The sequence below is a fragment of the Kitasatospora sp. NPDC101183 genome (assembly GCF_044767945.1).
Lineage (GTDB): Bacteria > Actinomycetota > Actinomycetes > Streptomycetales > Streptomycetaceae > Kitasatospora.
This window is the reverse complement of the sequence record NZ_JBIWOW010000012.1, coordinates 88,734-110,905: the sequence shown is the minus strand read 5'-3', so window position 1 is coordinate 110,905 and position 22,172 is coordinate 88,734. Positions and strand designations below refer to the sequence as shown.

At 73.7% G+C, this 22,172-nt stretch carries 23 protein-coding genes; 11 read left to right on the top strand and 12 right to left on the bottom strand.

Features of this window, described 5'->3' with window-relative positions:
- Positions 1-2 precede the first annotated feature (2 nt).
- On the bottom strand, positions 3-989 hold the full coding sequence (locus tag ACIRRS_RS18530) for a zinc-binding alcohol dehydrogenase family protein (RefSeq protein WP_402971842.1): 987 nt from the start codon (positions 987-989) through the stop codon (positions 3-5).
- Positions 990-1,100: 111 nt separating this feature from the next.
- Here ACIRRS_RS18530 and ACIRRS_RS18525 point away from each other — a divergent pair, with 111 nt between their 5' ends.
- A complete protein-coding gene (locus ACIRRS_RS18525) occupies positions 1,101-1,439 on the top strand; it encodes an ArsR/SmtB family transcription factor (protein WP_402971840.1) in 339 nt (112 codons plus the stop codon).
- On the opposite strand, the gene ACIRRS_RS18520 is transcribed toward ACIRRS_RS18525, so the two are convergent.
- The 3 genes from ACIRRS_RS18520 to ACIRRS_RS18510 form a co-directional block, all read right to left on the bottom strand.
- Positions 1,436-2,161 carry a hypothetical protein gene (locus ACIRRS_RS18520; protein WP_402971838.1) on the bottom strand — a complete coding sequence of 242 codons (726 nt, stop codon included), beginning with the start codon at positions 2,159-2,161 and terminating at the stop codon, positions 1,436-1,438. The two genes, ACIRRS_RS18525 and ACIRRS_RS18520, sit on opposite strands and share 4 nt — an antisense overlap.
- A complete protein-coding gene (locus tag ACIRRS_RS18515) occupies positions 2,158-2,829 on the bottom strand; it encodes an RNA polymerase sigma factor (RefSeq protein WP_402971836.1) in 672 nt (223 codons plus the stop codon). The genes ACIRRS_RS18520 and ACIRRS_RS18515 overlap by 4 nt, the downstream gene beginning before the upstream one ends.
- Positions 2,830-2,974: 145 nt before the next feature.
- Positions 2,975-3,742, bottom strand: coding sequence for a CDP-alcohol phosphatidyltransferase family protein (locus tag ACIRRS_RS18510; protein WP_402971834.1), 768 nt, complete (start codon positions 3,740-3,742; stop codon positions 2,975-2,977).
- Between the two features lie 289 nt (positions 3,743-4,031).
- Between ACIRRS_RS18510 and ACIRRS_RS18505 the strand changes: the two genes are divergently transcribed.
- Positions 4,032-4,577, top strand: coding sequence for an NUDIX domain-containing protein (locus ACIRRS_RS18505; RefSeq protein ID WP_402971832.1), 546 nt, complete (start codon positions 4,032-4,034; stop codon positions 4,575-4,577).
- A gap of 26 nt (positions 4,578-4,603) precedes the next feature.
- Positions 4,604-5,296 carry an HAD family hydrolase gene (locus ACIRRS_RS18500; protein ID WP_402971830.1) on the top strand — a complete coding sequence of 231 codons (693 nt, stop codon included), beginning with the start codon at positions 4,604-4,606 and terminating at the stop codon, positions 5,294-5,296.
- Between the two features lie 45 nt (positions 5,297-5,341).
- Here ACIRRS_RS18500 and ACIRRS_RS18495 read toward each other — a convergent pair whose 3' ends face one another.
- Complete coding sequence (locus ACIRRS_RS18495) at positions 5,342-6,061, bottom strand: YidC/Oxa1 family membrane protein insertase (RefSeq protein ID WP_402971829.1); 720 nt, start codon at positions 6,059-6,061, stop codon at positions 5,342-5,344.
- Between the two features lie 114 nt (positions 6,062-6,175).
- A complete protein-coding gene (locus ACIRRS_RS18490) occupies positions 6,176-6,496 on the bottom strand; it encodes a DUF6412 domain-containing protein (protein WP_402971827.1) in 321 nt (106 codons plus the stop codon).
- Between the two features lie 127 nt (positions 6,497-6,623).
- Here ACIRRS_RS18490 and ACIRRS_RS18485 point away from each other — a divergent pair, with 127 nt between their 5' ends.
- Entirely contained in the window at positions 6,624-6,950 is a 327-nt protein-coding gene (locus tag ACIRRS_RS18485) for a type II toxin-antitoxin system Phd/YefM family antitoxin (RefSeq protein WP_402971825.1), read from the top strand.
- A complete protein-coding gene (locus tag ACIRRS_RS18480; RefSeq protein WP_402971823.1) occupies positions 6,943-7,365 on the top strand; it encodes a type II toxin-antitoxin system VapC family toxin in 423 nt (140 codons plus the stop codon). The genes ACIRRS_RS18485 and ACIRRS_RS18480 overlap by 8 nt, the downstream gene beginning before the upstream one ends.
- On the opposite strand, the gene ACIRRS_RS18475 is transcribed toward ACIRRS_RS18480, so the two are convergent.
- On the bottom strand, positions 7,352-7,945 hold the full coding sequence (locus tag ACIRRS_RS18475; protein WP_402971821.1) for a hypothetical protein: 594 nt from the start codon (positions 7,943-7,945) through the stop codon (positions 7,352-7,354). The two genes, ACIRRS_RS18480 and ACIRRS_RS18475, sit on opposite strands and share 14 nt — an antisense overlap.
- Positions 7,946-7,987: 42 nt before the next feature.
- The gene (locus ACIRRS_RS18470) at positions 7,988-9,061 is read right to left on the bottom strand and encodes a Gfo/Idh/MocA family oxidoreductase (protein ID WP_402971820.1); all 1,074 of its coding nucleotides are present in this window, start codon (positions 9,059-9,061) and stop codon (positions 7,988-7,990) included.
- A 183-nt stretch (positions 9,062-9,244) separates the two neighbouring features.
- Between ACIRRS_RS18470 and ACIRRS_RS18465 the strand changes: the two genes are divergently transcribed.
- The 4 genes from ACIRRS_RS18465 (at position 9,245) to ACIRRS_RS18450 (ending at position 13,253) form a co-directional block, all read left to right on the top strand.
- Complete coding sequence (locus ACIRRS_RS18465) at positions 9,245-10,024, top strand: HAD-IIA family hydrolase (protein WP_402971818.1); 780 nt, start codon at positions 9,245-9,247, stop codon at positions 10,022-10,024.
- A gap of 81 nt (positions 10,025-10,105) precedes the next feature.
- Positions 10,106-11,260 carry a low temperature requirement protein A gene (locus ACIRRS_RS18460; protein WP_402971816.1) on the top strand — a complete coding sequence of 385 codons (1,155 nt, stop codon included), beginning with the start codon at positions 10,106-10,108 and terminating at the stop codon, positions 11,258-11,260.
- 57 nt (positions 11,261-11,317) lie between these two features.
- Positions 11,318-12,046 (top strand): uracil-DNA glycosylase, encoded by a 729-nt coding sequence (locus ACIRRS_RS18455; protein WP_402971814.1) that lies wholly within the window; start codon positions 11,318-11,320, stop codon positions 12,044-12,046.
- 211 nt (positions 12,047-12,257) lie between these two features.
- Positions 12,258-13,253 carry a glycoside hydrolase family 6 protein gene (locus tag ACIRRS_RS18450; RefSeq protein ID WP_402972075.1) on the top strand — a complete coding sequence of 332 codons (996 nt, stop codon included), beginning with the start codon at positions 12,258-12,260 and terminating at the stop codon, positions 13,251-13,253.
- A gap of 18 nt (positions 13,254-13,271) precedes the next feature.
- On the opposite strand, the gene ACIRRS_RS18445 is transcribed toward ACIRRS_RS18450, so the two are convergent.
- Both ACIRRS_RS18445 and ACIRRS_RS18440 read right to left on the bottom strand, forming a co-directional pair.
- Positions 13,272-15,203 carry a galactose oxidase-like domain-containing protein gene (locus ACIRRS_RS18445; RefSeq protein WP_402971812.1) on the bottom strand — a complete coding sequence of 644 codons (1,932 nt, stop codon included), beginning with the start codon at positions 15,201-15,203 and terminating at the stop codon, positions 13,272-13,274.
- Positions 15,200-17,308, bottom strand: a complete 2,109-nt coding sequence (locus ACIRRS_RS18440) for a glycosyltransferase family 2 protein (RefSeq protein ID WP_402971811.1) — start codon at positions 17,306-17,308, stop codon at positions 15,200-15,202. Before ACIRRS_RS18440 ends, ACIRRS_RS18445 begins: the two co-directional genes overlap by 4 nt.
- A gap of 275 nt (positions 17,309-17,583) precedes the next feature.
- Between ACIRRS_RS18440 and ACIRRS_RS18435 the strand changes: the two genes are divergently transcribed.
- On the top strand, positions 17,584-18,465 hold the full coding sequence (locus ACIRRS_RS18435) for an alpha/beta hydrolase (protein WP_402971809.1): 882 nt from the start codon (positions 17,584-17,586) through the stop codon (positions 18,463-18,465).
- 51 nt (positions 18,466-18,516) lie between these two features.
- Here ACIRRS_RS18435 and ACIRRS_RS18430 read toward each other — a convergent pair whose 3' ends face one another.
- Positions 18,517-19,812 (bottom strand): hypothetical protein, encoded by a 1,296-nt coding sequence (locus tag ACIRRS_RS18430; RefSeq protein WP_402971808.1) that lies wholly within the window; start codon positions 19,810-19,812, stop codon positions 18,517-18,519.
- A gap of 351 nt (positions 19,813-20,163) precedes the next feature.
- Positions 20,164-20,763, bottom strand: a complete 600-nt coding sequence (locus ACIRRS_RS18425; protein WP_402971806.1) for a DedA family protein — start codon at positions 20,761-20,763, stop codon at positions 20,164-20,166.
- A 271-nt stretch (positions 20,764-21,034) separates the two neighbouring features.
- Between ACIRRS_RS18425 and ACIRRS_RS18420 the strand changes: the two genes are divergently transcribed.
- A complete protein-coding gene (locus ACIRRS_RS18420; protein WP_402971804.1) occupies positions 21,035-22,138 on the top strand; it encodes an LLM class flavin-dependent oxidoreductase in 1,104 nt (367 codons plus the stop codon).
- The last annotated feature ends 34 nt before the right edge of the window (positions 22,139-22,172 follow it).

The window sequence follows — 22,172 nt, the reverse complement described above, 5'->3', positions numbered from 1 at the left end:
GCTCAACCGCGTACGCGCACCACGTACTTGCCGAGGGCGCGGCGGTCGTGCATGGCGTCGTGGGCGGCGGGGACGGCCTCCAGCCCGGCCAGTTCGGTGACCGGGGTGGTGAGGGAGCCGGCGGCGAGGAGGGCGAGGACGCGGGTGATGGCGCGGGCCAGGCGGTCGGGGGCGGTGGCGGCGAGGGCGCGGTGGCTGAAGCCGGTGACGGTGAGGTTGCCCGCCATCAGGCGGCCGAGGGGCGGGAGGGCGTCGAGGCCGCCGCCGCCCGCGTTGCCGAAGAGGACGATGCGGCCGCCGGGGGCGGCGAGGTCGAGGTCCAGGTCGAGGGCCTCGGTGCCGAGCGGGTCGAGGATCAGGTCGACGCCCCGGCCGGCGGTCGCGGTGCGGACGGAGTCGGCGAGCGTGGCGTCGCGGGCGAAGGCGTGGTCGTAGCCGGAGGCGACGGCGGCGGCGGTCTTGTCGGGGCGGCCGACGGTGCCGATCAGGGTGCCGCCGCCGAGCAGGGGCAGCAGGCGGGCGATCGCCTGGCCGATGCCGCCGCCGGCCGAGTGCACCAGCACGGTGTCGCCGGGGGTGAACCGCCCGGCGTCGTCGAGCAGCAGCATCGCGGTGGCCAGGCCGAGGGGGACGGCGGCGGCCTCGCGCAGCGGGACCCCGTCGGGGGCGGGGACGGTGAGCGCGGCCGGGGCGATCGCCACCTCGGCGAGGCCGCCGCCGACGGGGGCGGCGACCACGCGGTCCCCGACGGCCAGGCCGGTGACGCCCTCGCCGAGGGCGCGGACGGTGCCGGAGACCTCCTTGCCCGGCCGGTACGGCCACTGCTGGACGTAGCCGGCGTCGCCCCGGCGGGCCATGACGTCGACGAAGTTCAGCCCGGCGTACGCGACGTCGATCGTGACCTCGCCGGGGCCGGGGAGCGGGGCCTCCACCTCCTGGACCTGCGATTCGTCGCTTCCGCCGGGGGCGGTCATCACCAGTGCGCGCATGTCGGAACCCCTTCCGTTACGATGTTCTACGAACATCGAAGCTGCTGTGCCGACATTGATAGCACCGCTCTTCGACGGTTGTCGAACATCGCAGATCAGGAGGGTCGTGACATGCCCCGGAGTACCCGCCGCCGACCGGCGCTCACCCACCCCGCCGTCGAGGAGATCGACCTCTTCGACGTCCTGCACGCGCTCTCCGACCCCACCCGGATGACCATCGTGCGCATCCTGCGCGCCGAGGCCGAGCGCCCCTGCGGCACCTTCCCGGTGGACGTCGCGCCCTCCACCCTCAGCCACCACTTCAAGGTGCTGCGGGAGTCCGGGCTGATCACCCAGCGCGAGGACGCCAACCGGCGGATCTCCGCGCTGCGCGCCGTCGACCTGGAGCACCGCTTCCCCGGGCTGGTCGACAGCATCCTCGCCGCCCACGCCCGGGGCGCCGACAGCTAAAGCGCCGACAGCTGAGGCGTCGGCAACAGGCTCGCCAGCGGGTTGACGTACTCCCTGGACGGCATGCAGGCCGGGCCCGGGCTCTTCATCAGCCCGGACTCCAGCTCCCGCGAGCCGTTCTCCGGGGAGGTCCTGGCCAGCGGCAGGTAGACGAACAACTGCTCGCCGGCCGGTATCGCGGCCGGGCGGGCGGTGAGGACCATCCGGTTCCCGGCCATCTCCATGTGCCAGCCGTCGTCGCTGTCGTGCTGGGCGATCTCCGGCGCCTTGGCCTTGCAGCCCGGCTCTCCGGCGTAGACGCGGGCACGGATGCCGAACGTGTCCAGGTCGCGCTGGAGTTGGCCGGTGTCCACCGGCCTGTACGCCTCCAGGATGGTGAGCCTGACGACGTCCGCCGTGCTCTCCAGGGTGTACGCGGCGTTGCTGACGCTGCCCAGGGTGCGGGGCCCGGCGGCGGGGGCCGGGGCGGTGGAGTCGTCCCCGCCCGCGACCAGGACCCCGGCGACGGCGGCCGCGAGGGCGACGGGCAGGGCGATGCGCAGGGCCAGGCCGCGACGGCGGCGCTGAGGCGCGGCGGTGGTGGTGATGCTGTCCATCAGGTGCTCCTTGAGGAGGAGTTGACGGCTCGCGGGGAGGTCCGGGGTGGCCGGGGCCGGCAGCAGCCGGGCCAGTTCCTCCCGTACGGCCGAGTCCTCGGCCTCGGGGCGGGGGGTGGCGTTCATCGGACCGTCTCCTCGTTCGGCCGGACCGCGAGGACGCGGTCACCCGTTACCTGTCCGCCGCTGTCACGGCGTTGCACCGTCGCTTCCGAAGCCGCCGCCGAGGACGGCCTGACGGACCGCGCCCCGGCCAGCTCCTCGGCCGTCAGCTCGCGCAGCCGGGCGCGGGCGCGCGAGAGCCGGGAGCGGATCGTCCCGACCGGCCGCCCCAGCGCCTCCGCGACGGCGGCGTGGTCCAGGCCCTCCCACACGCACAGCGCGAACACCTCCCGGTCCGCCGGGCGTAGCCGCTCCAGCGCGGCCTTGGCGGCGGCGAGTTCCTCCGCGTCCGCGATCCGCGAGGTCAGCTCTCCCGCGAAGTCCGGCACCTCCTCGCGCGGCGGCAGCGCGGCCAGCGCCCGGTGGTGGCGCCGCGCGGCGCGGCGGGTGTTGCGGATGACGTTCCCGGCGATGCCCAGGAGCCAGGGCAGCAGGCTGTCACCGTCGGGGTCGATCCGGGAGCGCAGCCGCCAGCCCTCCAGGAAGGTCAGCGAGACCACGTCCTCGGCGGCTGTGCTGTCCCCGGTCATCCTCAGGGCGTGCCGGTGGACGGCCCGGGCGTGCTCCTCGAAGAGGGCCCCGAAGGCGTCCGCGTCGCCGGCGCGGATGCGCGCGCGTATCGATGTCTCCACACCCTGTCCTGTCCGCCCGCGCCGGGTCGTTGCGGTGACGCGCGTCACGTCGGCCCTGCCCGACGGGCTCGGACGCGCTCCGGTGGACGCCGACGACCCCGACCGTTCCGCACGGTCGGGGTCGTCACGGCGGGGGAGGAGGAGGTCAGCGCAGCCGGGAGGAGGACAGGATCGACGCCAGGTGCGCCACCACCATCCCCCAGGTGATCACCGCGATCCCGGCCAGCGTCCACCGCGTCACGTCCAGGTTGTGCAGCGCCGCGTCCGCGACGGCCGCCGCCAGGAGGACCAGCGAGGCCTCGATGCCGTTGGTCACCCGGTGGATCTTGAAGATCGAGGCGAGCCGGCGGGCCGTCGCGATGCCCTGCGACCGAGGCTGCGTGGACTCCTCGTCCGCCGGGGCCTGCCCGCTGCGGGCGCGGGCCACGTCCACCAGGTCCGTCGAGGCCTTGAGCAGCACCACGCCCAGCGCGGCCGCCAGGCCCGCCGACACCCACAGCTCCGAGCCGCCGCGCGCCGCCCGTACGCCCGCGCCGATCATCAGCGCGGCGTCCGCGAGGTAGGCGCCCAGCCGGTCCACGTACACCCCGGCCATGCTGAACTGGCGCTTCCAGCGCGCCACTTCGCCGTCCACGCAGTCGAACAGCAGGAACAGCTGGAACAGCACCGCCGCCAGCACCGCGCCCGTCAGGCCCGGGATCAGCAGCGCCGCGCCGCCGCCGACCCCGCACACCACCATCACCCAGGTCAGAGTGTTGGGCGACACCGAGGTGCGCACCAGCTGGCGGGTGGTGCGCAGCGAGATCGCGCGCATGTACAGCCGGCCCGCCCAGTGCTCACCGTTGCGGCTCTGCAACTTGGCCTGCGGCTGGCACACCTCGCGCAGCTCGGCGAGCGCCGGAGCAGCCACCATGACGAACTTCCCTCCACCTGTCCCCGGGCACCCGGGCCCGGACACGCGTCCCCGAACGCGGAACGACCACCGCGATCACCACAGAGGCTACGGCCTCCCGGAGCCCGCCCCGACCAGCGGTCCCGGCCACCCGCGCGGGTGAAAACCGCTGGGCGGCCCGTACGGCGGAAGCTAGGCTGCGCGGGTTCGCCCGTGCCCGATCCACCGGCCCGGCCGACCCGCCCGATCCGTTGGCCCGACCACCCCGCCCGGCCGATGCGGCCCGTGGCGGAACGAGGAGCAACCCGCCGTGCAGAGCCCCCCGTTGGCCCGACTCCTGGACGACCACCGGCCGCAGGGCCCCGTCGAGACCGCCGACCACGCCAGGGCCCTGCCCCTGGTCGGCGCCCCCGACGCCTGGGACCGCGCCACCCCGCTGCACTTCACCGCCTCCGCGCTGATCGTCCACCCGCCGACCCGCCGCGTCCTGCTGCGCTGGCACGTGCGCCAGCAGGCCTGGCTGCAGGTCGGCGGCCACGGCGACCCGGGGGAGAGCCTGCCGCTGGAGATCGCGCTGCGCGAGGGCCGCGAGGAGACCCACCTCACCGACCTGCGGCCGTGGCCCGGGGACGAGCTCGTCCACGTCGTCGTGGTGCCGGTGCCGGCCAACGCCGTCGAACCCGCCCACGAGCACGCCGACCTGCGCTTCCTCCTCGCCACCGACACCCCCGACGAGGCCCGCCCGGAGAACCCGGACGCCCCGCTGGAGTGGCTGACCCTGGAGGAGGCCCGGGAGCGCACCACCGAGGAGAACCTCCGCGAGACCCTCGACCGGGCCGCCCGCCTCCTCGCCTGACTGACCGCCACGACCAAGGACGTTCGATGCACACCGACCAGATCCTCATCTTCGACGCCGACGACACCCTCTGGGAGAACAACGTCCTCTTCGAGCGGGTCACCGACGGCTTCCTGAACTGGGTCGCCACCCCCGACGAGCGCGCCGGCGTCGAGGCCCTGCTCGGCCGGATCGAGGCCGAGAACTCCGCCGCCCACGGCTACGGCACCCCCGTCTTCCGGCAGAGCCTCGCCGACTGCCTGCGCCAACTCCGCGGCGCCGGAGCCGTGGTGACGCAGGCCGAGCTGGCCCGGATCGACGAGCTGCTCACCCCGCTCACCGACCGCGGCGCGATCGAGCTGATCGCCGGAGTCGCCGACACCCTGGACGCCCTCGCCGGGCGGCACCACCTGCTGATCCTCACCAAGGGCGACCAGGAGGAGCAGCAGGCCAAGGTGACGGCGTCGACGATCGACCACCACTTCCGGGGCGTCCACATCGTCGCCGAGAAGTCCGTGGACACCTACCTCCAGCTGACCGCCGAGCTCGACCTCGACCCCGCGCGGACGTGGATGATCGGCAACTCGCCCAAGTCCGACATCGCCCCCGCCCGCAAGGCAGGCCTGCGTACGGTCTTCATCCCGCACGAGCACACCTGGGTGCTGGAGCACGTCGAACTGGGCCCGGACGAGGCGACGCTGCAGCTCGGGGCGTTCCCCGAACTGCTGCGCCACTTCTGACGGTTCGACCCGCCCGACGGGTATCGGACGGGTATCAGACGGGCTTCAGACGGCGAGAGCGGTCGCCGGCACCGGGGCACCCCGGTACAGCCACGCCCGCTCCGCCGTCGACCAGACGCTCGTCGTCAGCAGGTACAGCGCGGCGGCCACCGGCACCAGCAGCGCGAACACCACCGAGCCGAACGACAGGTACGGCATCACCCGGGCGAGCCCCGCCCCCGGCTGCGGCGCCGCCTTCGGGTCCGCGGCGGCGGCAGCGGCCGCCGCCGAGCGCCGGGCCCGGCGGAAGTTGACGAACCCGACCGCCGCCAGCCCCGCCTCCAGCGCGACGAACACCGCGACCTGCCCGGCGCCGTGCGCGCCGCCGGCGTGCAGGCCCAGCGGAACGCCGAACAGGGTGTGGTCCAGCAGGTCGTTCGGGGTGGTGAACAGCCGGTACATCACCGAGAAGAACGGGATCTGCACCAGCATCGGCAGGCACCCGGCCGCAGGGGACACCTGCTCCTTCCGGTACAGCTCGGCCAGCGCCTCCCGGTGCTTCTCCGGGCGGTCCTTGTGCCGGCGGCCCAGCTCGGCGACCTTCGGCGCGAGGGCCGCCCGCGCCTTCTCCCCGCGCGCCGCCGCCCGGGCGAGCGGGTGCAGCGCCAGGCGTACGGCGACGGTGAACAGGACGATCGCGAGCGCGGTCGGCAGGACGTGGGCGAGGGCGTCGACGGCCGCGTGGGCGACGGCGACGGCGGGGTCGAGCACGGCGAGAACGGACATGGTGGAGCGAGCCCTCCGGGGTCTCAGGACGCGAAGACATGACGCGTAGACATGACGCGAAGACATGAGTGGTCGGCGGAGGACGGCCGCGAAGTGGCCTGGGGGAACGGGGGGTTACGCGGCCGCCGGGGCCGCTCCCGGGGCCCTGGGGCGTCGCCGGCCCCGGGCGTCCGGATCGCGCTGGGGGAGGAAGGCCGTACGGAAGGCCCGGCGCCGCAGCACGCCGCTGCGCACCGCCGCGGGTGCCCGCGCGCCCGCGAGCCGGGCACCGGCCAGGGCGGCGGCGGCCGTACCGGCCAGCAGCACGAAGGCGGCCACGGCGGCGACGGAGGCGAGCGCGCCGCCGTCGGCCATCGAGCCGAGAGGGCCGAGCGAGCCGAGGGAGTCCCCCGTGAGGACCCGGAGCAGCCCCAGCAGCATCGCGACGACGCCCATGGCCTGCCCCCTTCCCGTGCCGCGCGGACCCCTGTCGCCCAGCAGGACGATCCTGGGGCCCGCCGGGTTCCCACCCGGTGGTGCGGGGGTGTAGCCACCGGTGCTACACGGGGCTACCTTGAAAACCATGAAGACGATTACCCAGCGGGAGTTCCGGAACAACTCCGCCGCGGTGATGGACCAGGTCGAGGCCGGGGAGACCTTCCACATCACCAGGAACGGGGTCGAGGTCGCGGAGCTGCGGCCGGTGTCCGGGCGGCGCCGGCTCACGGCCGAGGAACTGGTGGCGCGGCACGTGAAGCTGCCGCGCGTGGACTACCAGGAGATGCGCAAGGAGGCCGAGGAGTACTTCGGCCCCGAGGAGCTGGTGGGCGACGAGGGCGACGACCCCTTCGAGCGTCCCCGGCCCGGCCACGCAGGGCAGCCGCGCCCGGACGAGCTGCCGCGTGGCTGAGCGCAGAAGGGCACCCCGACGCCGACCGGCCGGGGTGCTGGACACCTGCGTCTACATCGACCTGGCGCTGCTGCGCCCCTCCGACCTGCCGGCCGTCCCCGAGCTGACCGCGATCACCTTCGCCGAGCTCCAGCAGGGCGTCTCCATGGCCCGCGACCCGGTCAGCCGGGCCGCCCGGCTGGAGGTGCTGGGCGCCGCCATGGCCGACTTCGAGCCGCTGCCCTTCGACGCGGCCGCCGCCGCGCGCTACGGCACGCTGGTCACGCTGACCATCGCCGCGGGGCGCCAGCCCCGGCCGCGCCGGATCGACCTGATGATCGCCGCCGTCGCCTCCGCGCACGGGCTGCCGCTCTACACCCGCAACGTGGGGGACTTCCGGGGCCTGTCCTCGGCGGTGGAGATCATCGGGGTGTGAGGGGTGTGAGGAGCGCGAGCCTGCCCGTACGCTCCACCTCCCCGGCCAGCGCCGCCGCCCGCCGCAGGGCCGTGTCCCGCCGCCGGGTGCGCAGCACCACGACGTTGCCGCGCCCCTTGCCCCGGTCGTCCCCCGCGGCCGCCGCGACGGCCCAGCAGGGGCGGCCGATCAGCCGCAGGAAGGACCAGCGGATCCCGAAGTTCAGGCCCAGGAACGCGGCGATCGGGAGGAGCAGCAGGACCCCCTCGCCGTCCGGCATCACGCCGTCCAGCGGGTCGTAGACCTTCAGCGGCCTGCGGGCGGCCCGGAACCGGCCGAGCCAGATCACCGCGATCCGCACCTGCTCGCCGTCCGGCGTGGCGACCTCCAGGTAACGCAGGCGGCTGCCGCGCTTTCCCGTCGCCCACGCCTGCCGCTCCTGGGCGTTGAGGCTGACCAGGGCCTCCTCGGCCACTTCGGCCCGGCGCTGCTCCATCGCCGCGTCGAAGGCCCGCTCGCGTTCCTTCTGCGCGATGGACCAGGCCCGCTCGCGCTCCTGCCGCTCCTCGGCGCCGACCTGCCGCCCCCCGGGTGTGCTCATGCGGTCATCGTAGCCCGCAACGTAAAGGCAGGGTAAAGAACGTCAGGTCAGCCGTACCGTCGTCCCCGTCGCCGCCGAGGCGCGGGCGGCCTCCAGGACGGTCAGCGCGGCCACGGCGTCGTACGGGTCCACGGGCGCAGGGGTGCCCGGGACGGTGAGGGCGGCGGCGATCCCGGCGTAGAAGGCCGGGTAGTCGCCCGGGTCGGTGGGCAGGGAGATCGCCGACTCGTCCGTCCCCAGCGTCCCGTACCGCTCCGGCCGGTCCGCGCCCCACGGGCGGCCGCCGCCGGGGCGCAGGCCCGACCGCAGGTCGGCCTCCTGCGGGTCCATGCCCGACTTGACGTACCCGGCGGTGTCGCCGAGCACCCGCAGCCGGGGGCCGGCCAGCGGCGTGAGGGCGCTGGTCCACAGGTGGGAGCGGGTGCCCGAGGCGTGGGTGAGGGCGAGGAAGGCGTCGTCGTCGACCACCGCGCCGTCGCGGCGCACGTCGATCTCGGCGTACACCGTCTCGACCGGCCCGAACAGGGTCAGCGTCTGGTCGACGAGGTGGCTGCCCAGGTCGTACAGGGTGCCCCCGGCCTCCGCCGGGTCGGCCAGCTCCCGCCAGCCCGGCTTGGGCTTGGGGCGGAACCGCTCGAACCGGGACTCGAACCGGTGCACCCGGCCCAGCGCGCCGCCGCGCACCAGGCGGCTCGCGGTGAGGAAGTCCCCGTCCCAACGCCGGTTCTGGAACACGGACAGCAGCACGCCGCGCGAGTCCGCCAGCCGGCACAGCTCCAGCGCCTCGGCGGCCGTCCCCGCCAGCGGCTTGTCCACCACGGTGGCCAGCCCGGCCCGCAGCGCCGCCCCCGCCAGCGGCGCGTGGGTGCGGTTCGGCGAGGCGACGACCACCAGGTCCAGCGCCTCCGGATCGGCCAGCAGCCGCTCGGGCGTGTCCACCGCCCGCGCGCCGGGGTGCTCCCGGGCCAACTGCTCCCGCCGCTGCGGGTTGGCGGTGACCACGGCCTCCAGCCGCATCCCCGGCGTGCCCGCGATCAGCGGCGCGTGGAAGGCGGACCCGGCCAGGCCGTACCCGATCAGACCGACCCGCAGCGCCCGCGAGGATTCATCGCTCATGCCGCCCACCCAACCACACCGCGCGCGGCCGCACCCCGCCCGGTTGCTCCCGCTTTGGCCCCCGTCCGTTGAGCCCGGCGTCCGCCGGGCGATACGTCCTGTCCTCGTCGGAGTGCGCCGATTAGGCTGGGCCGCGTCAGGGCCCCCCACGCAAGACGCTGCAACACTTCGGGAGACACGCACGTGGCAGACCGCAAGCCCATCGAGTCCTGGCTGACCGACATGGACGGGGTCCTCATCCACGAGGGCACGCCGATTCCCGGGGCGGAGGAGTTCCTGCGCAGGCTGCGGGAGTCCGGCAAGCCGTTCCTGGTGCTCACCAACAACTCCATCTACACCCCGCGCGACCTCAGCGCCCGCCTGGCCGGCATGGGCCTGGAGGTGCCGGAGGAGTGCATCTGGACCTCCGCCCTGGCCACCGCGAAGTTCCTCAAGGGCCAGCGCCCCGGCGGCACCGCGTACGTCATCGGCGAGGCCGGCCTCACCACCGCGCTGTACCAGGCCGGTTACGTGCTGACCGACAACAACCCCGACTACGTCGTGCTCGGCGAGACCCGGACGTACTCGTTCGAGGCGCTCACCAAGGCGATCCGCCTGATCAACCAGGGCGCCCGGTTCATCTGCACCAACCCGGACGAGACCGGCCCCTCCACCGAGGGTGTGCTGCCGGCCACCGGCTCCGTCGCGGCGCTGATCACCAAGGCGACGGGCGTCGAGCCGTACTTCGTCGGCAAGCCCAACCCGCTGATGATGCGCGAGGCGCTGAACTCCGCCGGGGCCCACTCCGAGTCCGCCGTGATGATCGGCGACCGGATGGACACCGACATCGTCGCGGGCATGGAGGCCGGGATGGAGACCATCCTGGTGCTCACCGGCCTGACCGCCGCCGAGGACGTCGAGCGGTTCCCGTACCGGCCGACCCGGGTGGTCGCGTCGATCGCGGACCTGGTCGAGCTGATCTAGGTGCTTTTTGTGGGCCCCGTCCCGGCCGTGGAGCCGGGGCGGGGCCCTTCGCGGGTCCATGGACGGGGGAGGAACGGGCGGATGGGCACGACGGGGGAAGAGGCGCGGGAGAAGCGGGTCACCTGGGCCGAGCTGTACTTCGACCTGGTCTTCGTCTTCGCGATCACGCAGGTCTCCGCGCTGCTGCACCACCACCACGACGCGCTCGGGCTGGCGCGGGCCCTGGTGGTCTTCGTCCCCGTGTACTGGTGCTGGGTCGGCACCACCGTGCAGGCCAACATCCGCGACGTGGACAACCTGCGGGACCGCCTGGGCATCCTGCTCGTCGGCCTGGCCGGCCTGTTCATGGCCCTGGCCGTCCCCGGCGCCTGGGCCGGGCGCGGCCTGCTGCTCGGCCTCGCGTACTGGCTGGCGCGGGTGGTGCTGCTGCTCCTGCTGGTCCGCGTCCCGGGCGTGTGGCAGGGGCCGTACGGGGCCGGGGTGCTGGTCAGCGGGCCGCTGCTGGTCATCGGCGGGCTGCTGCCGGACGGCCCGCGGCTGGCGCTGTGGGCGGCGGCCGCACTGTGCGACCTCTCGGCGCCGCTGGTGTTCCGGCGCAGGCTCGCCGCGGTGGCCTACCACCCGACGCACATGCCGGAGCGGTTCGCGCTGTTCCTGCTGGTGGCGATCGGGGAGTCCATCGTCGGCATCGGTGGCACGGCGGCCGAATCCCGGCTGGACGCGGCCGAACTCGCCGCCGTGGCCGCCGCGTTCACCATCTCGGCCGGGCTCTGGTGGCAGTACTTCGTCTACGCCTCCGACGCGATGCGCCACGCCGTCGAGGTCGCCGACTCGCGCCGGGACGTCATCCGGCGGATCTTCCAGTACGGCCACCTGGCGCTGGCCGCCGGGGTGATCGGGGTGGCCGTCGGCTTCGGCGAGACCGTCGCCGAGCCCTGGCACGAGCTCGGGCCCGGCGCGGTGGCGCTGCTGTACGGGGGCTGCGCGCTCTACCTGCTGACCTTCGGCTACACGCGCTGGATGATGTTCCGCAAGGTCGCCACGACCAGGCTGGGCACGGCCGCCGTGGTGCTGGCCCTCGCGCCCGCGATGGTGCGGCTGCCCGCCCTGGTGGTGCTGACCACGCTCGCGGTGGTGCTGGTGGGGCTCAACGTGCTGGAGCACCTTCGGGTTTCGCGTGCGGCGCCCGAGGAGAACTCCAGGACTCCGGAGCGGGCTGTCGGTGGGTCTGTGTAGCGTTCGGGGTGCAAGAGGGCGTGCGGCGCAACAGCCGCGGTGTGGAAGGTGGATGTCGTGACGGAGACGGTCCAGGCGAGCGCGGTCGAGGCCGGCGAGGGCGGCGGGCTGGAACTGCCCGAGTCCTGGCGCGAGGTGCTGGGCGAGGAGACGGCGAAGCCGTACTTCGCCGAGCTGGCGGCCTTCGTGGCCGCCCAGCGCGCGGAGCACCAGGTGTTCCCGCCGAGCGGCCAGGAGTTCAGCGCGCTGGAGGCCACGCCGTACGAGAAGGTGCGGGTGCTCGTCCTCGGCCAGGACCCGTACCACGACGACGGCCAGGCCCACGGCATGAGCTTCTCGGTGCTCCCCGGCACCAAGACGCCGCCCTCGCTGCGCAACATCTTCAAGGAGCTGGACGCCGACCTCGGCATCCCGGCCCCCGACAACGGGTACCTGATGCACTGGGCCGAGCAGGGCGTGCTGCTGCTCAACGCGGTGCTCACCGTCCGCGCGCACGAGGCCAACTCGCACAAGGCCAAGGGCTGGGAGAAGTTCACCGACGCGGTGATCAAGGCCGTGAGCGCCCGCGAGGAGCCGGTGGTCTTCGTGCTGTGGGGCAACTACGCCAAGAAGAAGCTCCCGCTGATCGACACCGAGAAGCACGTGGTCGTGCAGGGCGCGCACCCGTCGCCGCTGTCCGCGAAGCTGTTCTTCGGCAGCCGCCCGTTCTCGCAGATCAACACGGCGCTGGACGGCTTCGGTGCCGAGGCGATCGACTGGCGGATCCCGGACGTCAAGCAGGGCTGAGCCGGCACGACGGCCGTGGGGGGGCGGAGCGTTCCGCCCCCCCACGGCCACGCGCCGTTCACCGGTCGGGCCGTGCGGCCGTCGGCGCGTGTGCTTAGCTGGTCCCCGGCCGGCGGGCGGTACCGCCGGTCCTGGGGAGGGGCAACACGTGCGCCGGGTGGGAACGTTGCGGTGGTCTGCGGGGCCGGTCCTGACGGGGCTTCTCGCGGGGCTGCTCGTGGGATGCGACTCCGGAGGCGGCCCCAAGGGGGCCCCGGCCGTCGAGGCCGTGCCCCCGGTGGCGGGGACGGGGTCCGCCGCACCGGCCGGGGGCCTGCCCCAACTGCCGGGCCAGACCTTCTTCGTGTCCGACCGCACCAACGCCGCCCGCCAGATGGGCGCGCTGCGCACCCAGGGCCGTGCGGCGGAGGCCGACGAGCTGGCCAGGATCGCCGCCCAGCCCTCCTCGCAGTGGCTCGGAGAGCGGGGCGCCGCGCAGATCGCCGAGCAGGTCGGCCGCAGCGCCACGGAGGCGAACCGGACGGCCGTCTTCGTCGCGTACAACATCCCGCACCGCGACTGCGGCCTCTACTCCGCCGGCGGGGCCGCCGACGCGGCCGCCTACCGGGCCTGGATCACCGAGGTTGCGCAGGCCCTGGGGGACCGCCGGGCCTGGGTGGTGCTGGAGCCGGACGCCGTCGCCCACACCCTGGACGGCTGCGGGGTCAAGGGAGACGTGGCCGCCGAGCGCTACGGCCTCCTCGCCTTCGCCGTCCAGGAGTTGAAGAAGCGTCCGAACGTCCGGGTCTACCTGGACGCGGGCAACCCCGGCTGGGTGCAGGACCCGGGCGAGCTGGCCGGCGCCCTGCGCAAGTCCGGCATCGCCTTGGCGGACGGCTTCGCCGTGAACGTCTCCAACTTCTACGACACCGACCGCGACGCCGCCTACGGCGCCCGGCTCTCCGCCGCCCTGGACGGCAAGCACTTCGTCGTCGACACCAGCCGCAACGGCAACGGCTCGGGGGGCTCCGACGCCTGGTGCAACCCGCCCGGGCGGGCGCTGGGCGCCGCGCCGACCGCCGACACCGGGCGGCCCGGGGTCGACGCCTACCTGTGGATCAAGAACCCGGGGGAGTCCGACGGCGAGTGCGGCCGGGGCGAGCCCGGGGCGGGCGAGTTCTGGCTGCCGTACGCCCTCGGGCTCGTCCGAGCGGCGCGGCAGGGCTAGGCGTGGGCTAGGCGTGGGCTAGGCGGTCACTTCCACCCAGCGGGCCACCGACGGCGTCCCGGCGCCGTCCGCGAGGAAGAGCATGTACCAGCCGGGCGGCAGCAGGTTGGGGTTCTTCGGCAGCGCGAGCGAGACGCTGCCCGGGCCGCGCCCGGTGACGTCCAGCGCCACCGAGCGCTGCTCGACGTCGGTGACGTGGGTGACCGAACTCGGCCGGATCAGCTTGGCGGTGGCCACCGCGCCCGGCCGGGAGGTGGCGACCTCGATCGTGGAGCCGAGCTTCGCCGCCTCCGGGGCGGCTCCGATCTCGGGCCGGTCCCCGCGGTACAGGTACGGCGGGGTGTAGATCTCGATGCGCTGCTCGAAGCCGCCCGGCTGGGTCTCGGCCTTGTCGGCGAACAGCGGGTTGGAGCCGAGCACCGCGACCCGGCCGTCCGGCAGCAGCAGCGCCTCGGAGTGGTAGTCGCGGCCCACGGTCGGCTCGGCGGCCTTGGTGAAGGTGCCGGAGTCGGGGTGGTACACCTGCGCCCTGAGCAGGTCGCTGTCCCCCCGGCCCCGGTAGCCGCTGGAGCCGCCGGTGGTGAACACGGTGTCGTCCGGCAGGATCACGCTGTTGAGGTAGCGGGTGCCGCCGGCCGGGAGGTCCGGGCCGGGTACGAAGGCGGGCTTCGGCGCGGTGAGGTCGACGATGTCGGTGCGGGCGGTGGACTGCGGGGACTCCCCGACGCCCCCGCCGCCGAGCACCATCACCTTCTGCGCCTGCGCGGGCGGCAGCAGCACCGAGGCGGAGGTCTCGGTCAGCCCGGGGTCGCGCAGGCCGGGGACGCGCTGGAAGCCGTTGGTGGCCAGGTCCCACACGCCCGGGTCGCGGCCCTTGTCGGCGGGGCCGTAGCCCGCGTTGGAGCCGGAGTAGAAGAGCTTGCCGCTCGCCGTCAGGAAGATCGCCGGGTAGGTCGGGAAGTAGCGGTCGGGGCCCTTGGACCAGGACTTGGACTTCGGGTCGTAGACCTCGTTGTCGTTGCCGTTGAGGATCTCCCCGGTGTCGTCCAGGCCCGAGACGGTGACGACGCGGCCGTCGCCGAGCCCGGTGAGCGTCGGGTACCAGCGGGCGTGCGCCATGTCGGTGACCTGCTCGTACAGCTCCGTGTCCGGGTTGAACTCGAAGGCCGCGCGGATGCCCTGGTAGTCCTGCTTGTCCAGGGTCAGCTTGGCGCTCTGCCCGTAGAGGTTGTGGGCGTCGGCGCCGTTCAGACCCTTGATCCGGTACTGCGCGGGGGAGGTGGAGACCCAGTCGCGGCCCTCGCCGGAGGCCTCGACGAAGACGTGCTGCTCCCCGGCGGTGACCACGGTCTGCTTCCCCGCGCCGGCCTTGGTGGCGGCGGGGACGGTCACCGGGGCGGTGGAGACGTACTCGCGCCCGTTCGGGGCGACGAAGACGGTGCCCTTGTCGAAGGTCCGGGCGGCGTCGGGGCTCTCGTTGCGGACCCGCATCACGCCGCCGGCCCTCTTCACCGCGCCGTCCAGCTTCTCGTACCGGGCGGTGCCGCCGGCGACCAGCACCCGGCCGTCCGGGAGGGAGGCGTGGCCGCCGCAGAACATGTCGGCGGGGGTGGGGATCAGCTTGTACGTGTTCTTCGCCGGGTCCCAGAGCAGGCTCTTGAAGGTGCCCGCGTCGAACTGCTTCTCGTCGTTGCCCGAACCGGCGACGATCAGCACCTTGCCGGTGTGCAGCAGCGTCGCGTGGACGGCGTTGACCCGGAACTTCGCGGGCAGCGAGAGGGTCTGCCAGTGCCCGAACTCCGCCTTGTACTCGGGGCGGTTGATCACGTACTGGTGGTACCGCTCGTTCGCGAAGCCGAGCACGGCCGGGGCGTTCATCCCGGCGACGGTCAGGGCGACGGTGCTGCCGAGGGCGAAGCGCCTCGTCCGTCCGGCTTTGTGGATCTTCACGTGGTGGAGTCCCCTCGGGAGACGAGCTCGGCGGACGGGTGGGCTGACGGGTCGCCGGACGGGTCGCCGGACGGGTCGCCGGACGGGTCGCCGTCCTCGGCGCGGACGAGCCGCAGCGGCACGGTCGGCGAGTCGAGCGCCTCGTGCGCCGGCGCCCGCCCCTGCGGCGGTACGGCGTGCCGGGGCCCGCGCTTCTCCAGCAGGACGCGCGGCGCCTCCGGGCCGCTGGTGAACGCGAGGTTCGAGGTCGGCCGGGTGCGGCGGCGCCGGACGGCGTCGGCGGCCGTCACCAGCACGGGCAGGACGGTCAGCGCGAGGGCGATGCAGGCCCAGGTGCGCATCGCGACGTGGTCGTAGCCGGTGAAGAAGGAGGCGGTGAAGGCCCCGCCGAACACCAGCGCCCAGAACAGGTGGTAGCGGAAGGCGCCCGGCCGGTCGGCGCTGGCCGAGCGGCCCTTGGGCGTCACCACGAACCCGCCGCGCCGGCGCACCAGGGCCTGGAGCAGCGAGGCCGCGTAGACGGGCCCGCACAGCGCCGACATCGCCATGCCCGCCACCCCGGAGGAGCCGGCCGGCTCGTGCGGGCTGACGTTGTGCTTGCGGTTCCAGGTGTAGAGCAGCAGCTGGAGCACGGCGGCATCGCTGTAGAGCATCATCCAGATCTCCGAGGAGACGTGGACGCCGGAGGCTCCGAAGCCCAGGTAGAGCACGCTGGAGACGCCGCCGAGCAGCCAGGTGAGCGCGGCCATCGGGTAGAAGCCCACCATCAGCGAGTAGTTGAGCAGCCGGCCCGGCGAGAGCCGCCACATCACCCGCCAGTAGCGGGTCAGCAGGGTCTCGTAGGTGCCGCGGCTCCAGCGCAGCTGCTGGGAGAAGAAGTCCGTCCAGGAGGACGGGCCCTCGCCGACGGCGAGCACGTCCGGGGTGTACACCGACTTCCAGCGCTCGCCCGTCTCCGCGTTGCGGCTGCGGTGGAACTCCAGGCCGGTGGCCATGTCCTCGGTGATGGAGTCGGACAGGCCGCCGATCGCCTGGAGGGCGCTGATCCGGACGGCGTTGTTGGTGCCGACGAACATCGGTGCGCCGTAGCGGTTCCCGGCGCGCTGGACGAGCGCGTGGAAGAGGTACTGCTGGCTCTCGGAGAACTTGGTGACGGCCGAGCCGGAGCTGCTGTAGTTCCCGTACACCTGGGGGCCGACCACGAAGGCCACGTCGGGGTCGCGGAAGTAGCCGAGCATGCGCTCGCAGAAGTCCGGCAGCGGCACGTGGTCGGTGTCCACGGAGACCCAGAAGTCGTAGTCGTCGCCGTGCGCCTGGAGCCAGGCGTTGTAGTTGCCGTGCTTGGTCCTCGCCCGGAAGCGGCCCTTGGGCAGGTTCCAGTGCGGGCGGTCGGCGCGGGTGAAGTGGCGCACGCCCAGGTCGGCGCAGAGGGAGCGCATTGCAGGATCGTTTCCCTCGTCCAACAGCCAGACGTCGTACGGTCCTTCGTGGCGTACCGCCCGGGCGGCGGCCAGGGTGGCCCGGACCATCTCCGGGGGCTCCTTGCCGGGCACGCAGGTGGTGAGGAAGGCGACCCGGGTGCCGCGCTCGGGCGTCACCGGGATCGGGTCGCGGGCGGCGAGGGTGGCGTGGACGTTGGAGACGACGTTGACCAGGCGGAACACCTCGACCAGGGCGATGATCCCGATCATCACCTTGTCGCCCAGCAGGACGAGGGAGTTGCTCTCGTCGGGGCGCACCGGCCAGTGCTCCGGCAGCATCAGCCAGACCAGCAGGACGGTCTCCACCAGGGGCGCGGCCAGCAGCAGCAGGGCGGCGCGCAGGCGGTGCGGCTCGTGGCGCAGCAGGCTGCGGTAGCGCACCCGGTAGGGCTCGGCCGGGCGGACGGCCGTGTGTGCTCCCGGGTCCGGCCGGTAGACGCCTCCGCCGAGGCCGTCGTGGTCGTCCGGCTCGTCGGGATCGTGCGCGGGGCCGGCGAGGCGGCTGAAGTGGGCGTAGTCGTACGGGGCTTCGGGCTCGGTGGCCAGGTCCTCGTCGTACGTCCTTCCGGTGTTCCCCTCGTGGGCCGTTCCGACGTCCCCTCGTCGTGAGAACGGCAAGGTCATGGTTGCTCCCCCCGGAGTCGGCGGCTTCAACTCTCATGGAACACAAGGGCGATCGCAAGCATGAGGAGGAATGATCACCACTCGAGCGTGAAGATACTATGATTCTTGGCCAGGGTGGCGAGCTCGGGTGATACCGGCGCGAATACGCCGGGCGGCATATCGCCGGGCTCTATATTCCCTTGGGCTGTTATGTAGTTCGGACACATGTCGCAGCTTCCACCGCACACCTACGGTTCCGGCATTCCCGCCGAAAGACCCACCGGAGGTACCCCCGCGTGAGCCCGCACCCCGAGGAGTTCACCGTCCCCGTCCCCGGCGGCGACCTCGCCGCCCTGCGCTGGCCCGCCGCCGCCGAGGGGGCGCCGGTCGTGGTGGCGGTGCACGGCATCACCGCCAACGGCCTGTCCTGGTTCGAGGTCGCCCGCCGCCTCGCCGGGCGGGTCACCCTGGTCGCCCCCGACCTGCGCGGCCGCGCCGCCAGCCGTACGGTCCCCGGGCCCTACGGCCTGGCGCGGCACGCCGAGGACGTGGCCGCGCTGATCACCGCCCTCGGCGCCGGGCCCGTCACCGTCGTCGGCCACTCCATGGGCGCCTGGGTCACGGCGCTGGCGGCCGTGCGCCACCCCGCGCTCGTACGCCGGGTGCTGCTGGTGGACGGTGCGCTGTCCTTCCCGCTGCCCGAGGGAGTCGGCGAGGAGGACGCCCTGGCCGCCGTGCTCGGCCCCGCCCTGGCCCGGCTGTCGACCACCTTCCCCGACCGTGCCGCGTACCGGGAGTTCTGGCTCCGCCACCCGGCCTTCGGCCCGGCGTGGACGGAGGAGATCGACGCCTACACCCAGCGCGATCTCGTCGGCGAGGAACCGGAGTTGCGCTCCTCCTGCGTGCCGGAGGCCGTCCGGGTGGACGGCGCCCAGGTCCTGCTCGACGCGGAGGCGGCCGCCGCCGTCCACCGGCTGCCCTGCCCGGCCGAACTCCTCTGGGCGGAACGCGGACTGCTCGACGAGCCGCAGGGCCTGTACGACCCCGGGCGGATCGCCCTCGCCGGGCTGGACACGGCCCGGGTGCCCGCCTCGCCGGTCGCGGGCAGCAACCACTACTCGATCCTGTGGGGCGAGGCCGGCGCCGACCGGATCGTGTGCGGGCTGCTGGCCGGGTGAACGAACGGGCCCCGAACGGCAACTGCCGTCCGGGGCCCGGGAGTCCGCAGGTCAGCTCGTGGGCGTGGCCGCCGCGCCCGCCGAGCCGAGGAAGGCGTCCCAGCCCCCGCCCGGCGCCTGGCCGACGTTGAGCGAGCGGAGCTTGCGCAGGGTGGACTGGTCCTGCACCTCCAGCCACTCGACCAGCTGCTTGAAGGAGACCAGCCGGACCTCGGGCTTGCCCGCGATCTGCTTGAGCGCCTCCTCGACGGCGTCCATGTAGATGCCGCCGTTCCACTGCTCGAAGTGGTTGCCGACGAAGAACGGCGCCCGGTTGCTGTTGTACGCCCGCTCGAAGCCCGCCACGTACGCGTTGGTGGCCTCGGTGCGCCAGGCGCCGTACGAGTTCGGGTCGCCCTTGGTGCTGCCCTTGGACTGGTTGGCGAGGATGTTGTAGTCCATCGACAGCACCTGGAAGGCGTGCCCGGGGAACGGGATGGACTGCAGCGGGAAGTCCCAGACCTTGCCGTCCTGCACCTTCTGCGGCCATATCTGGAGACCGCCCGGCGAGCTCGCGTCGTACTTCCAGCCCAGCTTGGCGATGGTCGGCAGCAGCGCCTTCTGCCCCTCCAGGCAGGGGGTGCGGCCGCCGATCAGCTCCTTCTTGTAGTCGAAGGGCAGCGGATCGACGTCGGTGAAGCCCGTGTTGGTCTTCCACTGGGTGACGAAGCCGATGGCCTGGTCGATCTCGCTCTGCCAGTCCTCCGGCGTCCACATGTTGACGCCGTTGTGGTCCGAACGCGTCGAGCAGAAGTGCCCGTTGAAGTGCGTGCCGATCTCGTGCCCGGCCACCCAGGCCTGGCTGATCAGCTTCAGGGTGCTCTTGACCGCGCCGTCCGAGAGGTACGGGATGTCGGAGGCGCCGACGGAGTGCTTCGGCGGGTGGTAGAGCTCGGACTTGCCCTTCGGCAGCGCGTAGATGCCGGAGAGGAAGAAGGTCATCGTGGCCTTGTGCTCCTCCGCGAGCTTGAGGAAGCGCGGGAACTGGCCGTCGTCGGTGCCGCCCGCGCCGTCCCACGAGAAGACCACGAACTGCGGTGGGCGCTCGCCCGGCTTGAGCTTCTCGGGCTTGGGCTGGTTCGGCTGCGGACCGGTGTCCGCGGTGGACCCGTCACCGATCGGGGTGCCCTTGGGCACGACCGCCTTGGTCGGGTCGCCGGTGGTGTTCTGCGCGGTGCCGCCGTCGCCGCCCGCGCCGGGGGTGGAGCCCTTGGAACCCGACCCGCCGCTGGAGCAGGCCGTGACCGCGCCGAGGGCGGCGGTCGCGGCGGTCGCACTGAGCACCGTCCTGCGCGAGATGCTGGTCATGGTCTCCCCTGGAGCCCGACGCCGGTGGTGAGGGTGGCCGAGGGCCGTACCGGTCAAATCGGGCAATTGATGAATTTTCCGCCGTAAGCATGTCATGCGGCCGCAGCCGCGACCAAGGCCGTCGGCTCCGACAACAGTCACCACGTGCGGCGGGCCCGGTCCGGCTGCGGGAACCGTCGCTCTGTTGCGGTGCTGTGACGCTTCGCTCGCCGGGCCGTCAGGGCAGTACCGTACCGCCGGTCGGAACGAATCGGTCGGAGTTCGTCAGCGCCCGGTATCCTCCGTCGCCCGTCCGGGCAGCGGAGTTGCCCGCACGGGCAGGCGTCGGTGAGGGCGTGGGTGCGGGGGCGCTCAGAGCGCGGCGAGCCGCCGGTTGCGCCGGATGATGCGCGCGATCGCCGTGCTGACGGCCGTCGCCGCCGCGCAGGACACGCCCAGGCTCAGCCAGGCCGTGTTGAACCAGTGGCTGTTCAGCCAGCCCAGCGTCACGATGTACGCGGCCCAGACCAGCGCCGCCAGCGCCGACCAGTGCAGGAACCGGTGCGGGTGGTGGGTCGTGGAGTGGCCGATCGCCACGTCCAGCACCGTCCGCCCCGCCGGGACGAACCGCGCGACCACGACCATCGCGGCCGCCGCGCCGTGCGGCCGGTCCACCAGGGCCCGCTGCACCCGCGCCACGCTGTCCGCCAGCTTCGGCCGCCGGGCCAGTCTTCGCTGCAGGACGGGCGCGCCCCTGCGGGCGAGGTGGAGCAGCAGCAGGTCGCCCAGGAACGACGCCACCGCCACACCCAGGCCGAGCAGTATCGGGGCGCCCTCGATCGGGGCCGTCTTGAGCACGGCCAGGATCACCAGGGTCCCGCTCGGGATGAACGGGAGCAGGGCGTCCCCGAGCACCGCGCACAGGGCCAGGGCGCAGATCCACGAGGAGCCGATCGCCGTCAGGAATTCCAAGGCCGGCCTCCCTTCACGTCGCCCGGGGAGCAGAAGGCTCCAAGGTCCACGCTAGCGCTTCGACTTTTCATGCCATGAAGCACCCCGGGTTCCCGGGGCCCGAACCGGCCCTCCTCCGCCCGCTCCCGAGCCGCTCCCGAGCCGTGCCCGGGCGGATTCCGAGCCTCCGGGGGCGGGGCGCGGGAACAGCGGGCCCGCGGCCGTGGTTGACCCCCGCGGCGAGGAGGGGCAGGCGACCGGCCGCCCCGAGCACAGCCGGAAGGACGACGGCATGACGGACGGAACGACCACCGGGGACCAGCAGCGGCAGCCGAGCACGCCGGAGCCCGCGGCGGCGGTCAGAGGGACCGCCCGGGGCACGGCCCCCGCCCCGCTCTCGATCCTCGACCTCGCCACCGTCGGCGTCGGCCTCACCCCCGCCGAGGCCCTGGCCGCCACCACCGAACTGGCCCGGCGGGCCGAGGCCTGGGGCTACCACCGCTTCTGGGTGGCCGAACACCACGGCATGCCCGGCGTGGCCAGCTCCAACCCGGCCGTCCTGCTCGCCCACCTCGGCGCCCACACCTCGACCATCCGGCTCGGCTCGGGCGGCGTCATGCTGCCCAACCACGCCCCGCTGACCATCGCCGAGCAGTTCGGCCTGCTGGAGGCCCTCCACCCCGGCCGGATCGACCTCGGGCTCGGCCGCGCCCCCGGCACCGACCCGGCCACCGCCCGGGCACTGCGCCGGGGCCTCGGCGAGGGCGCGGACGACTTCCCGAGGCTGCTCGCGGAGCTGACCCACTTCCTCGACGGGGACTTCCCCGACGGCCACCCGTACGCCCGGCTCACCGCCGTCCCCCGGGGCGAGGGCCGCCCGCCGGTCTGGCTGCTCGGCTCCTCCGGCTTCAGCGCCCAGCTGGCCGGGCGCCTCGGCCTGCCCTTCGCCTTCGCCCACCACTTCAGCAGCGCCAACACCCTCCCCGCGCTGGACCTCTACCGCTCCTCGTTCCGCCCCTCCGAGGTGCTCTCCGAGCCGTACGCGCTGATCGGCGTGACGGCCGTCGCCTCCGACGACGAGGCCGCGGCCCGCCGCCTCGCCCGCTCCGCCGCCCTCGGGATGCTCCGCCTCCGCCGCGGCAACCCCGGCCCCATCCCCACCCCGCAGGAGGCCGAGGACTACCCGTACAGCCCGGCCGAGGCGGAGTTCATCGACAGCTGGCTGGAGAACGTCGTCCTCGGCTCAGCAGGCGAGGTCGCCGACGGCCTGGAGGCCCTCCGCAAGCGCACCGGCGTCGACGAGCTGATGGTCACCTCCCACATCCACGGCCACGAGGCCCGCCTCCGCTCCTACGGCCTCATCGCCGAGGCCTACGGCCTCCCGACCACCGCCTGACGGCCGCAGCCCGGGCCCGGGCCGGCGCCGTCGG

Bases quoted from the DNA above. Each gene is read 5' to 3' on its own strand.
- ACIRRS_RS18485 (WP_402971825.1), top strand. From the start codon at position 6,624: ATGAAGACGATTACCCAGCGGGAGTTCCGGAACAACTCCGCCGCGGTG.
- ACIRRS_RS18490 (WP_402971827.1), bottom strand. From the start codon at position 6,496: ATGGGCGTCGTCGCGATGCTGCTGGGGCTGCTCCGGGTCCTCACGGGG.
- ACIRRS_RS18500 (WP_402971830.1), top strand. From the start codon at position 4,604: ATGCACACCGACCAGATCCTCATCTTCGACGCCGACGACACCCTCTGG.
- ACIRRS_RS18460 (WP_402971816.1), top strand. From the start codon at position 10,106: ATGGGCACGACGGGGGAAGAGGCGCGGGAGAAGCGGGTCACCTGGGCC.
- ACIRRS_RS18520 (WP_402971838.1), bottom strand. From the start codon at position 2,161: ATGAACGCCACCCCCCGCCCCGAGGCCGAGGACTCGGCCGTACGGGAG.
- ACIRRS_RS18525 (WP_402971840.1), top strand. From the start codon at position 1,101: ATGCCCCGGAGTACCCGCCGCCGACCGGCGCTCACCCACCCCGCCGTC.
- ACIRRS_RS18510 (WP_402971834.1), bottom strand. From the start codon at position 3,742: ATGGTGGCTGCTCCGGCGCTCGCCGAGCTGCGCGAGGTGTGCCAGCCG.
- ACIRRS_RS18470 (WP_402971820.1), bottom strand. From the start codon at position 9,061: ATGAGCGATGAATCCTCGCGGGCGCTGCGGGTCGGTCTGATCGGGTAC.
- ACIRRS_RS18530 (WP_402971842.1), bottom strand. From the start codon at position 989: ATGCGCGCACTGGTGATGACCGCCCCCGGCGGAAGCGACGAATCGCAG.
- ACIRRS_RS18440 (WP_402971811.1), bottom strand. From the start codon at position 17,308: ATGACCTTGCCGTTCTCACGACGAGGGGACGTCGGAACGGCCCACGAG.
- ACIRRS_RS18495 (WP_402971829.1), bottom strand. From the start codon at position 6,061: ATGTCCGTTCTCGCCGTGCTCGACCCCGCCGTCGCCGTCGCCCACGCG.
- ACIRRS_RS18475 (WP_402971821.1), bottom strand. From the start codon at position 7,945: ATGAGCACACCCGGGGGGCGGCAGGTCGGCGCCGAGGAGCGGCAGGAG.
- ACIRRS_RS18420 (WP_402971804.1), top strand. From the start codon at position 21,035: ATGACGGACGGAACGACCACCGGGGACCAGCAGCGGCAGCCGAGCACG.
- ACIRRS_RS18430 (WP_402971808.1), bottom strand. From the start codon at position 19,812: ATGACCAGCATCTCGCGCAGGACGGTGCTCAGTGCGACCGCCGCGACC.